We start from the raw sequence: 14862 nt of genomic DNA, 5'->3' as shown, positions 1-14862 counted from the left end.
AGCGAAAGGAGAGGTCCGTGTCGGAGCGCGAGCTTCACTGCGACACCTGCGGCAGCACCCAGCGGTTCGAGGCGCCGCCCTGTGTCGACGGCCACGGCACCGACTGCCCCGAGCGAGCCTGCACCGGCTGCGGGGCGGCGATCGTCATGTTCATCATCAACGCGCCGCGCCGGTCGACCCGGCACCGTGCGACGGTCCACCATCGCGCCGCCTGACCCGGCCGACCGCTCGACCACCCGACGACGAGAAGGCCCGCCCCGGTCGGGGCGGGCCTTCTCGTGTTCCGATGCTCAGTGCTCGGCGGTACGCCGGGTGCCGCTGTAGTACTCGAACAGCAGGCCACAGGCAGCCAGGATCACTGCCACCGCACCGAGGCCGAGCAGCCAGAACTGCCAGAACACCAGGCCCAGGCCGGCGATCGCGGCGGCCAGTGCCAGCCCGAACGGCCAGTAGCTGCCCGGGCTGAAGAAGCCGATCTCGCCCGCGCCGTCGGCGATCTCGGCGTCCGGCCGGTCCTCCGGGCGCAGATCGATACGGCGGGAGACGAACCAGAAGAAGCCACCGCACATCGCGCAGAGCAGGAACGACAGCAGCAGGGCCACGGTGCCGATCCACTCGACCCGACCGTCCGAGTCGGCCCACGTCCAGCCGCCGTAGAGGAAGGTCGCGAACAGCAGGAACCCGGCGATGATCAGGAAGATACGCCACTCGGTCTTCATGCCGGTTGCCTCAGCTTCCCGTGCCGGCCGGAGCGGTGTCCGGGTTGAAGTTGCTCTCGGTACGCCGGGTCTCGAACGGCGTCGTGGTGGTCGCGTACGGCTCCTCGCCGATGGACGTCAGGGCTTCCTGGGTCGAGGCGCCACCCTGCTTGGCCGCGAGGAAGCGGTCGAAGTTCTCCGGCGAGACGACCCGCAGCTCGAAGTTCATGAAGGCGTGGTAGCTGCCGCACAGCTCAGCACAGCGACCCACGTAGGCCCCCTCGGACTCCAGTGAGGAGACCTCGAAGACGTTACGGATGCTGCCGGGCATGACGTCCCGCTTGAACAGCATCTCCGGCACCCAGAACGAGTGGATGACGTCGCGGCTGGTCTCCTCGAACCGGATGGACCGGTCGGTCGGCAGCACCAGGATCGGGATGACCTCGCTGGTGCCGAGCACCGACGCGGTGGTCTCGGCATCGACGCCCTGGCCGTCGCGGTAGTTGAACTGCCAGTTCCACTTGAAGGCCACGACCTCGACGGTGACGTCGGGGTTGTTGGTGGTCTTCACCACGTCGGTCTGCACCACCGCGGTGTAGTAGAAGAGCACCGAGACGATCAGCACCGGCGCGATGGTGTAGAGGAACTCCATCGGCAGGTTGTAGCGGGTCTGCACCGGCAGCTCGTTGCCACGCTTGCGGTAGCGCACGACGCACCAGAAGATCAGGCCCCAGACGAAGAAGCCGACCGCGAGTGCCGCGACACACGAGGCGATCCACAGGTCGTACATCCGCCGGGCCTCGGGAGTGATGCCGCCCTGCGGCCAACCGAAGCCGCCGAACGCCGCTCCGACGTCACAGCCCGTGAGCAGGACCAGCAGAGCCGCCCCACTGAATCCGAGCCCGGCGAGACGCCCGGCACGACGCCCCCGCCGCCCACCGGCTCGCGAGGCTGCGCTGCGCCGTACGGCCGTCGGCCGTACCTCCGAACTCCTTGCGACCACCTGGTCCTGCCTCCCTAGCGCGCCGCGGTGTCCTCGTTTCGGCCGGCTCCACCGAGCGGAGCCGCCGCACCGGCGGCAAAGGCGTCACCGACGGTCGCAGATTACTCGACCATGACGGGCTGGACCCGGTTGGGGTCGTTGTCCGCACCCGACGGGGGATCTTGTGCCGACCGAGGCGATAGCGTGGGCAGACGTGACTCCCTCCCCCGTCTACCTGGACGCGGCCACCGCCGCGCCGCTGCATCCGGTCGCCCGGCAGGCGCTGCTGGCCGCGCTCGACGACGGCTGGGCCGACCCCGACCGGCTCTACTCGCAGGCCCGGCGCGCCCGCCAGTTGCTCGACGCGGCCCGCGAGGCCACGGCCGAGACCCTCGGCGTACGCCCCGACGAGTTGTCCTTCACCCCCAGCGGCACCAGCGCCGCGCACACCGCCGTGCTCGGTGGCCTGCGCGGACGCCGACGGGCCGGCGGAGTCCTGGTGCACTCGGCGATCGAACACTCGGCCGTGCTGTACGCCGCCGAACAGCACGTCGCCGGGGGCGGCACGGCCGTCGAGGTGCCGGTCGACCGTCTCGGCCGGCTGGACCTCGACGCCTGGTCGAGGGCGGTCGCCGGTGCCCAGGTGGCGTTCGCCGCGCTGATCGCGGCCAGTCACGAGGTGGGCACCCTCCAGCCGGTCGAGGCCGCTGCGGCGGCCTGCGCCCGCGTCGGTGTGCCGCTCCACGTCGACGCCGCGCAGGTGGTGGGCCGGGCACCAGTTCCGCCCGGCTGGTCGGTGTTGACCGCGAGTGCCCGCAAGTGGGGTGGACCGCCCGGCGTCGGGCTGCTCGTGGTCCGCAAGGGCACCCGCTGGGAATCGCCCTGGCCGACCGATGAACGCGAATCGGGGCGTACGCCCGGCACGCTGAACCTGCCGGCGGTGGTCGCGTCGGCGGCGAGCCTGCGCGCGGCGGCGGCCGACGCGGCGGCCCAGGCGGCACGGCTGTCGCCGCTGGTCGACCGGATCCGGGCCCGGGTCGCGGCCGAGGTGCCGGACGTGGAGGTGGTCGGCGATCCCGAGCACCGGTTGCCGCACCTGGTCACCTTCTCCTGCCTGTACGTCGACGGCGAGGCGCTGCTGCACGCGCTGGACCGGCGCGGTTTCGCCGTCTCGTCGGGCTCGTCGTGCACCTCCGCCACCCTGCGCCCGTCGCACGTGCTGGAGGCGATGGGGGTGCTCTCGCACGGCAACGTGCGGGTCTCGCTGCACGCCGGCAGCACCGAGGCCGACGTGGAACGCTTCCTCACCGAGTTGCCCGGAATCGTCGCCGACCTCCGGGACCAGGCGGGGGTGGTGGGGCTGTGACCGTCCCCGACGCCCAGCCGGACGAGGTGCTCGACTGCCTCGGCCAGCGCTGCCCGCTGCCGGTGATCGCCCTGGCCCGCCGGCTGCCGGAGCTGCCGGTGGGCGCGGTGGTCCGGGTGCTCGCCGACGACCCGGCCGCCGCTGTCGACATCCCGGCCTGGTGCCGCATGCGCCAGCAGGAGTTTCTGGGCGGCGCACCCGGATCCGGCTACGACGTGCGCCGAACCCACTAGCTCCCGCTCCCGCGATCTTGCACTTTTTGTCGCCGCGAAAGGGACCAACCACCCCGAATGGGCGCCGAAAGTGCAAGATCGGCGGGAGGAATGGTGGTGCGGGAGGAGGAGTGGGGGTGGGTGGGAGGGGTTATGGGAGGAGGTGGGGGCGGAGTTCGTTGGCGGCCTGGTCGCCGTAGGACTCGGCGAGACGCTTGACGAACACGTCGCGGCGGACCTGGTACTCCTGGGTGCCGACGGTCTCCAGCACCAGTGTGGCGAGCAGGGAGCCGACCTGCGCGGCCCGCTCCAGCCCGAGACCCCAGGACAGCGCGGTGAAGAAGCCGGCGCGGAAGCCGTCACCGACGCCCGTGGGATCGACCGCCTGGGTCTCCCGCGCGATCGGCACGTGGATCGTCTCGATCTCCCGCCCCGCGATCTCCACCCCGTGCTTGCCCAGCGTGGTGACCCGGATCTTCACCCGGTCCAGCAGCTGGTCGTCGGAGAGGCCGGCCTTACTCTGCAGCAGCGACTTCTCGTAGTCGTTGGTCATCAGGTAGTCGGCACCGTCGATCAGCGCCACCACGTCCTCGCCGGGCATCCGGGCGAGCTGCTGGGACGGGTCGGCGGCGAACGGGTAACCACGCTCGCGGCACTCGGCGGAGTGCCGCAGCATCGCCTCCGGGTCGTTGGCGCCGACCAGCACCAGGTCCAGCCCACCGAGGCGCTGGGCGACCGGGTGCAGCTCGATGTTGCGGGCCTCGCTCATCGCCCCCGCGTAGAACGAGGCGATCTGGCACATGTCGGTGTCGGTGGTGCAGACGAAGCGGGCGGTGTGGGCGATCTCGCTGACGTGCACCGAGTCGCAGTCCACCCCGTGCCGCTCCAGCCAGGAGCGGTAGTCGGCGAAGTCGGCACCCACGGCACCGAGCAGCACCGGCTGGAGACCGAGCTGCCCCATGCCGAACGCGATGTTGGCCGCCACCCCGCCCCGGCGCAGCACCAGATCGTCCACCAGGAAGGAGAGCGAGACCTTGTGCAGCTGGTCGGCGATGAGCTGGTCGGCGAACCGGCCCGGGAAGCTCATCAGGTGGTCGGTGGCGATCGAGCCGGTCACGGCGATCTTCATGGCAACCCTCGGGATCGGCGGCAGAGCCCGATCAGCCTACCGGCACCACCATCCCCCGGCGACCACCCCACCACAGACCACCTCCACCGCGAAACCCCACCGTTGATCATGAAGTTGTTGCCATCCGCACCGGCGTGGCGCGACAACAACTTCATGATCAAGCGTGGGGTGCTCGGGGCGGGGAGGCAGAGACGCGGACGGCGGCACGGCCGGTGAGGCCGTGCCGCCGTCCGCGTGAAGACCGGACTCAGCTGAAGGAGTCCCCGCAGGCGCAGGAGTTGCCCGCGTTGGGGTTGTCGATCGTGAAGCCCTGGGCGTCGATCCGGTCGGCGAAGTCGATGGTGGCGCCGGTCAGGTAGGGGGCGCTCATCCGGTCGACGACGACCTCGACACCGTCGTAGTCGGTGACGATGTCACCGTCGAGCGAACGCTCGTCGAAGAAGAGCTGGTACCGCAGGCCGGAGCAGCCGCCCGGCTGCACGGCGACCCGGAGCCGCAGGTCGTCGCGGCCTTCCTGCTCGATCAGGGCCTTGACCTTCTGCGCCGCGACGTCGGTGAGGACGACGGACGTGGGGGCCTTGGCCTCGGTCGACTCGGTCTGCGCTGGCGTGGTCACGTGGAATTCTCCCTGCGGCGCGTCGGTGTGGTCCTCCCCTGGCCAACGTCAGCCGCCGGTCAGCGATTCCCACAGTGGTCCAGTTCTTGATTGTAGGCCGCCGGCGGCGGCCTGACCCGGCGGCGTGACCAGGCACTCGGTGGAAACCCGGGTCAGCGGCTCCACTGCCGGGCCAGCCGGGCGCCGAGCTCCCGCAGCCCCTGGGCCGGACGCTCCAGGGCGGCGGCCAGCCCGCCGCGCTCCTCGCCGCCGAAGTGCTCCACCAGGCTGTACGTGTCGGTCACTCCGACCGACGCCGCCTCCCGCCGCCCGGTGCTGACCTGCCCGGCGAGCACGACGCACGGTACGCCCCGGTCGCGGGCGGCACCGGCCACCCCGGCCACCACCTTGCCGCGCAGCGACTGGTGGTCGAACCTGCCCTCGCCGGTGACCACCAGATCGACCTCGTCGAGCACGGTGTCCAGCCCGACGGCCCGACTGACCAGGCCGATGCCCGACTCGCACCGCCCACCGAGAGCGAGCAACGCCGCACCGACACCGCCGGCAGCGCCCCCGCCCGGCAGCGCGCCCAGCCCGCTGGGACAGCCGGGCAGGTCCCGCTCCAGCACCTCGGCCCACCGCCCGAGCGCGGCGTCGAGCCGCAGCACGTCGGCCCGGTCGGCGCCCTTCTGCGGACCGAAGACGTTGCTCGCGCCGTGCAGCCCGAGCAGCGGATTGTCGACGTCGGTGGCCGCGATCAGCCTGGCCTCGCGCAACCGGGGCGCCCCGTCGAGCGTCGCCGCCGCGGCCAGCGCCGCGCCGCCGTACGGCAGGGCCGCTCCGCTGTCGTCCAACCCCACCGCGCCCAGGGCGGCGAGCATCCCCGCGCCACCGTCGTTTGTCGCCGAGCCACCGAGACCGACCACCACCGTGCGCGCGCCGGCCTCGACCGCGGCGGCGATCAGCAGTCCCAGGCCGTACGACGTGGTGACCGACGGGTCACGCTGGGCGGGGTCGAGCAGGTGCAGGCCACAGGCCTGAGCGCTCTCCAGCCAGGCGACCGCGCCCGCGTCGGTGAGCAGCATCTCACCGGCGGCCGGGCGACCCAGCGGGTCGGTCGTCGCCACCGGCACCCGCCGGCCGGGCAGCGCCTCGGCGAGCACGTCGAGGAAGCCCGGTCCCCCGTCGGCCAGCGGCCTGACCAGCAGGTCGTCGCCGGGTGCCACCTCCCGCCAGCCGTCGGCCACGGCGGCGGCGACCTGCGGGGCCGGCAGCGTACCGGCGAACTTGTCCGGGCAGAGCAGTACGCGCATGCCTGGCAGTGTGGCAGCCCACACCGGCACGGGCGGCACGACGGTCACGCTGTGGGACCATGGAGGGCGTGACGTCGACCTGGGTTGAGCCCTCCAACACCGCCACTGCGCTGCTGCTCCTCGGCCGCGGCAGCGACCCCGCCACCGAACGTGGCGTGGAGTGTCCGGGTGACCTGCCGGCACCGAGCGACCCCGACCTGGTGGCCCGTGCCACGGCGGCCAAGGCCGCACTCGGCGACCGGGTCTTCGTGCTGGGTCACCACTACCAGCGCGACGAGGTGATCCAGTTCGCCGACGTGACCGGCGACTCGTTCAAGCTGGCCCGTGAGGCCGCCGCCCGCCCGCAGGCCGAGTACATCGTCTTCTGCGGCGTGCACTTCATGGCTGAGAGCGCGGACATCCTCACCTCCGCCGCCCAGCAGGTGGTCCTGCCCGACCTGGCCGCCGGCTGCTCGATGGCGGACATGGCCGCGCTGCCGCAGGTCGAGAACGCCTGGGACGTGCTCACCGAGCTGGGTCTCGCGGAGCAGACCCTCCCGGTCACGTACATGAACTCCTCGGCGGACATCAAGGGCTTCGTCGGGCGCAACGGCGGTGTGGTCTGCACCTCGTCGAACGCGAAACGGGCCCTGGAGTGGGCGTACCAGCAGGGCGAGAAGGTGCTCTTCCTGCCCGATCAGCACCTGGGCCGCAACACCGCCGTGCTGGAGATGGGCTTCTCCCTGGACGACTGCGTCCTCTACGACCCGCACAAGCCGAACGGTGGGCTCAGCGCGGAGCAGCTGCGCGACGCGAAGATGATCCTCTGGCGCGGGCACTGCTCGGTGCACGGCCGCTTCACCCTCGAGAGCGTCAACGACGTTCGGGAGCGGGTGCCGGGCGTGAACGTACTGGTGCACCCGGAGTGCCGGCACGAAGTGGTGCAGGCCGCCGACCAGGTCGGGTCGACGGAGTACATCATCAGGACGATCGAGGCCGCTCCGGCCGGCACCGCGTGGGCCGTCGGCACCGAGCTGAACCTGGTGCGCCGGCTCGCGCTGGCCCACCCGGACAAGCAGATCATGTTCCTGGACCGGGCGGTCTGCTACTGCTCGACGATGAACCGGATCGATCTGCCGCACCTGGTCTGGGCGCTGGAGGAGCTGGTCGCCGGGCGGGTGGTCAACCAGATCACGGTCGACCCCGACACCGCGCACCACGCCCGGGTGGCCCTGGACCAGATGCTCGCGCTGTCCGGAGCCTGATCTCGACCGGGCGTCACCCTCTGTCACGCCCGCTGTACGCGAAAGTGCCGGATCACCGATAAATGCCCTCCGAGGCGGTGTGACCGGATCCATTCTCATCACGGAGGGCTATGCTGCCGGGCGACGACACACGCGGCGCGGGCGTTTGGGCGCGACCGCTCCCCGGGTAGCGAACCGGTGGTGTCCATCCATCGAAACGGCAGCACGCACGCGCTGGAGGTTGCGTTGACCGACGACGTCCTGGTCGTACACGGAGGCACGCCGCTGCAAGGGCGGATCCGCGTGCGCGGCGCGAAGAACCTGGTTTCCAAGGCGATGGTCGCCGCACTGCTGGGCGACAGCCCGAGCCGGCTGTTCGACGTACCGAAGATCCGCGATGTCGAGGTGGTCCGGGGCCTGCTCGGGCTGCACGGCGTCAAGGTCACCGACGGCGACGAGGACGGCGAGCTGGTCTTCGACCCGGCGAACGTGGAGAGCGCCAGCACCGACCAGATCAACGTGCACGCCGGCTCCAGCCGGATCCCGATCCTGTTCTGCGGGCCGCTGCTGCACCGCCTCGGGCACGCCTTCATTCCGGACCTCGGTGGCTGCCACATCGGGCCCCGACCGATCGACTTCCACCTGCAGGCGCTGCGGGAGTTCGGCGCGACCGTCGAGAAGACCCCCGAAGGCCTGCACCTGTCCGCGCCGAACGGACTGCACGGCACCAAGTTCGCGCTGCCCTACCCGAGCGTGGGCGCCACCGAGCAGGTGCTGCTGACCGCGGTGATGGCCGAGGGCGTCACCGAGCTGCGCAACGCGGCCGTGGAGCCGGAGATCATCGACCTGATCTGTGTCCTGCAGAAGATGGGCGCGATCATCAAGGTGCACACCGACCGGGTGATCGAGATCCAGGGCGTACCGAGACTGCACGGCTACACCCACCGGCCGATCCCGGACCGGATCGAGGCGGCGAGCTGGGCCGCGGCGGCGCTGGCCACCCGTGGCCACGTCGAGGTGCTCGGTGCCGAGCAGGCCGACATGATGACCTTCCTGAACGTCTTCCGTTCGGTCGGCGGCGAGTACGAGGTGACCGACACCCGTCCGCCTCGGCCGGGACAGCCGGGTCAGGAGGGTGGCATCCGCTTCTGGCACCCCGGCGGCGAACTCCAGGCCACCGCGCTGGAGACCGACGTGCACCCGGGCTTCATGACCGACTGGCAGCAGCCGCTGGTGGTGGCGCTGACCCAGGCCCGCGGCCTGTCCATCGTCCACGAGACGGTCTACGAGCAGCGGCTCGGCTACACCGAGGCGTTGAACTCGATGGGCGCGAACATCCAGGTCTACCGGGACTGCCTGGGTGGCACCCCGTGCCGCTTCGGCCGGCGCAACTTCAAGCACTCCGCGGTGATCGCCGGTCCGAGCAAGCTGCACGCCGCCGACCTGGTCATTCCCGACCTGCGGGCGGGCTTCAGCCACCTGATCGCCGCGCTGGCGGCCGAGGGCACCTCCCGGGTCTACGGCGTGGACCTGATCAATCGGGGTTACGAGGACTTCGAGGCCAAGCTCGCCGATCTGGGCGCGCAGGTGGAACGGCCGTAGTCAGCCGGCGACGTCGGCCCGACGCCGCCCGCCGCGCGTTCGCTGCACCGCGATGTGCACCGGGCGCGCGGCGTTGGCTACCCTTGCCGCGTGCCGTCGCTGTTTCGCCGCAAGTCCGCCGACCTCGCCGATCCCGCCACCGAGCCACTGACTCCGGTGGAGGAGGAGGCGGCTGAGGCGGCCCGGTCCCGTGCCTACACGCCCGCCAAGGGACGGGAGACGCCGAAGCGACCCGTCACCGGTCGCCGACCCGCCGGGGCCACGAAGCCGCTGAGCAAGGACGAGGCGAAGGCGGTGCGTCGGCAACGACGCGCCGAGGCGGCGGCGGAGTTCCGACGTGAGGGCGGCCCCCGCGACCGGGGCCCCGAGCGGCTGCTGGCCCGCAACGTGGTCGACTCCCGGCGTACCGTCGGCACCTGGTTCTTCGGTGGTGCCCTGGTGGTGCTGATCGGCTCGAACCAGGCGATGCCGCCGGTGATCCGGTTGGCCTCCAACCTGCTCTGGGGTGCGCTGGCCCTGGGCGTGGTGGTCGACTCGGTGCTCATCTCGCGCCGGATCAAGAAGCTGGTCCGCGAGCGGTTCCCGAAGTCCACCCAGCGGATGGGTTCGCTGTACGTCTACGCGATCATGCGGTCGATCACCTTCCGCAAGCTGCGTACGCCGGAGCCGCGGGTCGCCATCGGCGACCAGGTCTGACCGCGACCCACCGCACGCCGAGCACGTCTGTCGTCCGCGCACCGGGCACCGTCGCGGTGCTGGTGCCGGAGCTGGTCGCCGGCACCCGGGCACCGGCGACGAGCAACTGACGGTGGGTGCAGCATCGTCGGAAGTCCGATACCGGCATAGGGATAAATGTCCGGATCAATAGGATAACGTTTGGGTCGACGAGGGTGCCGCAGTGGCGGTGACCGAGCCCGCGCCGCTACCCTCCATGCGCAGCCATTCGGTGCCCGGACGAGCGATTTTGCCGGCCTCCGGGGTGCCCAGCGCGACCATTTCCGACGAGGTGACATCGCCGTGAGCGAGCGGACGCGAGCCGACCACCGGGGCGCGACCGTGAGCGAGCGGGCGCCGGCCCTGGGCTCCGGCACGGGCCGGACCGGAAGGTCCGATCGTCACGGTTGCGCAGGTCAGGCTCCAGCGCACCGCGTCGCGGCCAGGGCCGCGTCCCGGCGACGTCCCCGCCGCAGCGACAGGTCCTGCGGATGAGTCGCGGCTACGCCGACCGGTGGCACGATCCCGCCGAGCCATCCTGGGTCGTCGAGCCGACGAGCGAATGGCAGCCGCAGTTCCCTGGCCAGCGTTATCCAGGTGACATCGGAGTCGAGCACCAGCCTCCTGCCGCACGAGGTCGAGCGAGCGCCGTCGGACGTGCCGAGGTGCCGCCGCTCGCACCGACCCGGCCCGACGGCACGTACGTCGGCCGGTCCTGGGACGAGGAACCGGACGGCTTGCCGGGGCGGCACGAGATCCTCGACCGTCGACCCGCCGGCGGCTCGAACGGTTCGCGACCGTACGACCGGTCGATGCCGCCCGGCTCCCGGCCGGAGCAGTCGCGGCCCGAGGGACGGCGCTCGTCGTACGGTGAGCCGGCCCGGGGCCGCGACGGGGTCGTCTGGTCGGATTTCGGACCGCAGGCCTCCGGTACGGGCGCGCCGTCGCGCCGCGACCAGCGCGACCCGGACCGGTACGTCGAGCGCCGCGAGCAGCACGACCTCGACCGGTATCCCGACCGTCGCGACCCGGCCCGCTCCCGCGACCAGCGTGACCCCGACCGGTACGCGCGCCGTGACCCGGAGCGGTACCCCCGGCGGGAACCCGAACGGCGTGACCCGGACCGCCGCGACAACCGGTATCCGCGACCCGAACCCGAGCGACGGAGCCAGCGGGAACCCGACCGGTACGCGGATCGGCCGCGCCACTCCGAGCCGACCGGGCGCGACGAGTACCGGCGTGGCGCACCGGTGTCCCCGGCCGCCCGCCCGGAACCCGGCTGGGTAGCGGAGGCGGACGAGGAGACACGTCGGCCCGCCGCCGCACACCGCCCGGTCGAGGGCGCCGACCGCCGGACGGCTGAGGACGCCGCCCAGCGCCCTCGCTACCAGTGGAGTCACCACCCCGGGCAGCCGAACCGCACCGACGGTCCGGTGGTGGACGGCTACCGCAGCGACTTCGTCGGTGGTGGCGACCCGGACGCCGCGCCGTACCCGGACGGATTCGTCGACGAGGAACCGGCCCGTCCCGCCTCCGACGAATGGGACCGCCCGGACCGGGCCCGCCGACGGGGTCGCCAGGAGCCGCCGACACCGGACCGGCAGGCGTACGACGCTCCGTCGCGCGGCGACCTGCCCTGGCCCGCGCCCGGACCGCTGCGGCCGAGCACTGGACGGGACCATCGCGAGTACCAGCGGCCGGTCCCGCCGGAGCAGGATGCCGACCGGCGACCGAGCGGTGTACCTGACGGTCCCGGCCCGCAGCGGTTCGACGACCGGCCGGCCGCTGCGCTGCCCGACCCCGAGCGGCCCGCCTCCGCGGCACCCGATCAGGACCCGCGCCGCCGTCATCTCTCGGTGGTGCCGGACCACCCGGTCTCCCCCGCTCCGGAGCAGGACCGTCCGGTATCCCCCGCGGCCGGGCGGGCCCGACCGGTCTCCCCCGCCCCGCAGCACCACCAGCCGGAGGTCGGTCACCCGCAACGGGCTCGCCCCGCCGCCGTTGCCGGGGACCGGAGCGACACCCGCCAACCGGGCCAGGACCGTGGTCCGACCGGGCGCCCCGACCGGAACCGGACCGACCTCCCCGGCCAGGACCGGGACCGGCCCGCCGCCGCCTCCGGTGCCGATCGGGCACCGGCCGGGGACTCGGTCCGACCGGCACCCCTGCACCAGCACGAGGTGCGTCCCGCGCCGTTGCACGAGCACCAGGTCCGACCGGCTCCGCTGCACGACCAGCCGGTCGTCGCCTCGCCACCACCGACGCCGGCGCCCTCGGTCGCCGCTGCACCTCCCGTCGCCCCTTCCCCTGTCCGGCCGGTCTCCGCACCACCCACCCGACCGCCGGTCTCCGCACCACCGGCCCACCGACCGGTCTCCGCACCACCCACCCGACCGCCGGTCTCCGCACCACCGGCTCACCGACCGGTCTCCGCACCACCCACCCGACCGCCGGTTCCCGCACCACCGGCTCAGCCGCCCGTCCCCGCGCCGGCCGACCGGCCGGTCTCCGCGCCACCCACCCATCGGCCGGTCTCCGCACCACCCAGCCGGCCACCCGTTCCCGCACCGCCGGGGCGGACGTCCGAGCCGGCCGGTACCGACCAGGCACCGCTCGGCCCGCCACCGGCGGCACGACCCGATCGGACCGACGGCGCACCGGGGATGCCGACCACACCGGCGGCCCGCCAGCCCACCCGGTACATCCCCCCAGCGCCCGAGCCGTCCACGCCCGCGCCCGCGCCCGCCCGTCCAGCGTCCGACGGCCCGCAGAGCTGGTTCGGGCCGGCCGCCGAGCCGCCCGCCGCGGCGCAGGCCGGGCCCGGTGCCACGCAACCACGGGAGCAGCTCACACCCCCCGCCTCGGGGTCGCTAGCCGAACCGGCACCGCCCGCCTTCTCCACACCACCGAACGTCGCGCCGCTCGGCGCCGTCGACGTTCCCGCCTCACCGGTCTCGGCGGTCCCCACCTCGGCACCGCCGCTGCCCGAACGGCCGGTCGGGCCACCGCCGGCAGCACCGACCTCGGCGGCCCCGGTCTCCGCGCCGCCGTTCCCGGTGCCTCCGGTTTCCGCGCCGCCGGCGTACGGAGCGCCGGTGCCCGTACCGCCCGGTGAGCCCGACCTCGGCGCACCGGTCTCCGCCGTGCCGGCGTCCGCACCGCCGGTCTCCGCACCGCCGGCTGACACCGCGTCATCCGGCGACCTGGCCCAGGCCGCCGACCACACCACCGGGTCCGGCGTCGGCGAGCGTCCCGGCAGCACCGGGTTCGGTGACGTCGACGACGAAATGCCGCCCGCTGACGGCACCGACCCGGTCGACGACGTGCTCGCCACATCGTCCGTGTCCGGCCCGCCGGCCGATGACGAGCAGGACACCGAGGACGCGGACGACGGCGAGCCCGTACCCGAATCGCCGCCCGATCCCGAACAGGTGTTGGCGGGTTTCCGCTGGCGTCTCGACCCGGTGACCCTGCGGGAGCTGGTGGACGATCCGGAGGAACTGCGGGAGGTCCGGGAGCGGCTCACCGAGAAACTCGCCACAGCCCTGGACAACCGGTCCCGGGCCCGGCTGCTCAGCCTGCGCGCGGTGGCTTCGCGGGTCCTCGACGATCTGGACGACGCGCTGGCCGACGGTCGGATGGCGCTGACCTACGCCGAGGCGACCGGCGAACTGCGCCGAGCCGCGCTCGCCCAGGCCCGGTTGGCCCACGTACTGCGCTGGCGCGGCGAGTTCGCCGAGGCCGACCGGCTGTTCGCGGAGGCCAACTCGATCGAACTGCCCGACCGGCTACGCGCCGCACTGCACGAACACTCCGCCCGCTGCTGCTACGACCAGGGCCGGCTGATCGAGGCCTGCCATCACTTCGAGCGGGCTCTCGACCTGCGTGGCGAGCAGGACGCCGAGTTGCTGGCCCGGGTCCGGATCGGCCTCGACGCGGTCGCCGCCCGGGCCGAGGAGAGCAGCTTCGGGCCGTACCCACGCAGTTGGGACGAGGTCCTGGAGCGGGACCGGGCTCCGGTGCCGGCGCGCGACGGCGGCCAGGGCCTGTGGGGCTACGCGGACGCCGAGGGCGACATGGTGGTGCCCGCCCGGTACGCCGAGGCACAGCCGTTCCGGGACGGCCTGGCCTGGGTACGCGGACCGCAGACCGACAGGTGGTCGTTGATCAACCTGGCCGGCGAGACGGTGCTCGGGCCGACCTACCTGGCGGCTCGGCCGTTCTCCGACGGCCTGGCCTGGGTGGTGCGGGACGAGAGCGGTTGGCACGCCGTCGACACCACCGGAGAGGTGGCGGTGCCGCCGGGTTTCGCCGACGTCCGGCCCTTCCGCAAGGGCGTCGCGGTGGTACGTCGGGAGGGCTGGGGTGCCGTCGATCGCACCGGCCGGATCGTGGTGCCGACCCGCTACCACGGCTTCCACACCACCCTGGCCGACGGCCACTACGTCGACGGTTTCACCGAAGAGGGACTGGCCGTGGTGGACCTGGCCGGCCGCAAGGGCGTGGTGGACCGCAGTGGACAGGTGATCGTCGCGCCCGCCCACCCGGCGTTGTTGATCCACCCGGTCGCCTTCCTGGCCACCAACAGCGCCGGGAACTGGGGTGCGCTGGACCGGCGCGGCGAGTCGTTGATCGACCCGATGTTCCACCACCCGAGCGCGGTCGTCGCCGAGATCGACGGGCTGCTCGCCGACGCCAACCCGGTGCTCTGAGGCCGGCGGCCGGACCCGCCTGTTACCGCACCACCACCGGTGTCGGCCGTACCGGGACGACTCAGGCCGGCGCTACCGAACGGGACGAGGCGCGGTCCGGGCCTGGCCGGTCTTGGGTCCCACCCGGCACGGGTGGCGAGGTGCGCTGCCGGGGCCCGCTGCGCGTTGACGACGTGCGCTGCCGGGGCCGGGTGCGCGCTGGTGGCCGGAGCGGCCGGGGCCGGGCTCTGGTTGGTGGCCCGGGGCGGTGCCACGGTTTCGTCGCCGGTCGTGACCTGCCCGGTCGGGCGGCGAGCCGCCCCGACGGGCATCGACG

At 72.9% G+C, this 14862-nt stretch carries 13 protein-coding genes; 7 read left to right on the top strand and 6 right to left on the bottom strand.

Going from position 1 to position 14862, the window contains the following annotated elements; all coding sequences use genetic code 11:
* Positions 1 to 17: 17 nt before the first annotated feature.
* The gene (locus tag AB0I71_RS19070; protein ID WP_357586320.1) at positions 18 to 215 is read left to right on the top strand and encodes a hypothetical protein; all 198 of its coding nucleotides are present in this window, start codon (positions 18 to 20) and stop codon (positions 213 to 215) included.
* A gap of 75 nt (positions 216 to 290) precedes the next feature.
* Here the strand turns inward: AB0I71_RS19070 and AB0I71_RS19065 are convergent, their stop codons facing one another.
* Together AB0I71_RS19065 and coxB are read right to left on the bottom strand one after the other, a co-directional pair.
* The gene (locus AB0I71_RS19065; RefSeq protein WP_210830174.1) at positions 291 to 719 is read right to left on the bottom strand and encodes a cytochrome c oxidase subunit 4; all 429 of its coding nucleotides are present in this window, start codon (positions 717 to 719) and stop codon (positions 291 to 293) included.
* Positions 720 to 729: 10 nt separating this feature from the next.
* Complete coding sequence (coxB, locus tag AB0I71_RS19060; protein ID WP_357586318.1) at positions 730 to 1701, bottom strand: cytochrome c oxidase subunit II; 972 nt, start codon at positions 1699 to 1701, stop codon at positions 730 to 732.
* Positions 1702 to 1894: 193 nt separating this feature from the next.
* Between coxB and AB0I71_RS19055 the strand changes: the two genes are divergently transcribed.
* Both AB0I71_RS19055 and AB0I71_RS19050 read left to right on the top strand, forming a co-directional pair.
* Positions 1895 to 3046: an aminotransferase class V-fold PLP-dependent enzyme gene (locus tag AB0I71_RS19055; RefSeq protein ID WP_357586316.1), complete on the top strand. Its 1152-nt coding sequence runs from the start codon at positions 1895 to 1897 to the stop codon at positions 3044 to 3046.
* Positions 3043 to 3279: a sulfurtransferase TusA family protein gene (locus tag AB0I71_RS19050; protein ID WP_357586314.1), complete on the top strand. Its 237-nt coding sequence runs from the start codon at positions 3043 to 3045 to the stop codon at positions 3277 to 3279. The genes AB0I71_RS19055 and AB0I71_RS19050 overlap by 4 nt, the downstream gene beginning before the upstream one ends.
* Before the next feature lie 130 nt (positions 3280 to 3409).
* On the opposite strand, the gene AB0I71_RS19045 is transcribed toward AB0I71_RS19050, so the two are convergent.
* The 3 genes from AB0I71_RS19045 to AB0I71_RS19035 form a co-directional block, all read right to left on the bottom strand.
* On the bottom strand, positions 3410 to 4387 hold the full coding sequence (locus AB0I71_RS19045; RefSeq protein ID WP_357586312.1) for a carbohydrate kinase family protein: 978 nt from the start codon (positions 4385 to 4387) through the stop codon (positions 3410 to 3412).
* A 247-nt stretch (positions 4388 to 4634) separates the two neighbouring features.
* Complete coding sequence (erpA, locus tag AB0I71_RS19040; protein ID WP_099850844.1) at positions 4635 to 5003, bottom strand: iron-sulfur cluster insertion protein ErpA; 369 nt, start codon at positions 5001 to 5003, stop codon at positions 4635 to 4637.
* Between the two features lie 152 nt (positions 5004 to 5155).
* The gene (locus tag AB0I71_RS19035) at positions 5156 to 6295 is read right to left on the bottom strand and encodes a glycerate kinase (protein ID WP_357586310.1); all 1140 of its coding nucleotides are present in this window, start codon (positions 6293 to 6295) and stop codon (positions 5156 to 5158) included.
* A gap of 68 nt (positions 6296 to 6363) precedes the next feature.
* Here AB0I71_RS19035 and nadA point away from each other — a divergent pair, with 68 nt between their 5' ends.
* The 3 genes from nadA (at position 6364) to AB0I71_RS19020 (ending at position 9816) form a co-directional block, all read left to right on the top strand.
* Positions 6364 to 7539, top strand: a complete 1176-nt coding sequence (gene nadA / locus AB0I71_RS19030) for a quinolinate synthase NadA (protein ID WP_357586308.1) — start codon at positions 6364 to 6366, stop codon at positions 7537 to 7539.
* A gap of 225 nt (positions 7540 to 7764) precedes the next feature.
* Entirely contained in the window at positions 7765 to 9120 is a 1356-nt protein-coding gene (gene murA, locus AB0I71_RS19025; RefSeq protein WP_357586488.1) for a UDP-N-acetylglucosamine 1-carboxyvinyltransferase, read from the top strand.
* Between the two features lie 90 nt (positions 9121 to 9210).
* A complete protein-coding gene (locus tag AB0I71_RS19020) occupies positions 9211 to 9816 on the top strand; it encodes a DUF3043 domain-containing protein (protein ID WP_357586306.1) in 606 nt (201 codons plus the stop codon).
* Between the two features lie 434 nt (positions 9817 to 10250).
* Here the strand turns inward: AB0I71_RS19020 and AB0I71_RS19015 are convergent, their stop codons facing one another.
* Positions 10251 to 10451, bottom strand: coding sequence for a hypothetical protein (locus tag AB0I71_RS19015; RefSeq protein WP_357586304.1), 201 nt, complete (start codon positions 10449 to 10451; stop codon positions 10251 to 10253).
* Positions 10452 to 10499: 48 nt separating this feature from the next.
* Between AB0I71_RS19015 and AB0I71_RS19010 the strand changes: the two genes are divergently transcribed.
* A complete protein-coding gene (locus AB0I71_RS19010) occupies positions 10500 to 14546 on the top strand; it encodes a WG repeat-containing protein (protein WP_357586302.1) in 4047 nt (1348 codons plus the stop codon).
* The last annotated feature ends 316 nt before the right edge of the window (positions 14547 to 14862 follow it).

This window comes from Micromonospora sp. NPDC049891 (genome assembly GCF_040660295.1).
Lineage (GTDB): Bacteria > Actinomycetota > Actinomycetes > Mycobacteriales > Micromonosporaceae > Micromonospora.
The sequence above is the reverse complement of the archived record's forward strand: the minus strand, read 5'-3'. Positions and strand labels throughout refer to the sequence as shown.

What these genes read in the sequence shown, in the direction of transcription:
- AB0I71_RS19035 (WP_357586310.1), bottom strand. Translation starts at nt 6,295, where the DNA reads ATGCGCGTACTGCTCTGCCCGGACAAGTTCGCCGGTACGCTGCCGGCC.
- AB0I71_RS19045 (WP_357586312.1), bottom strand. Translation starts at nt 4,387, where the DNA reads ATGAAGATCGCCGTGACCGGCTCGATCGCCACCGACCACCTGATGAGC.
- AB0I71_RS19065 (WP_210830174.1), bottom strand. Translation starts at nt 719, where the DNA reads ATGAAGACCGAGTGGCGTATCTTCCTGATCATCGCCGGGTTCCTGCTG.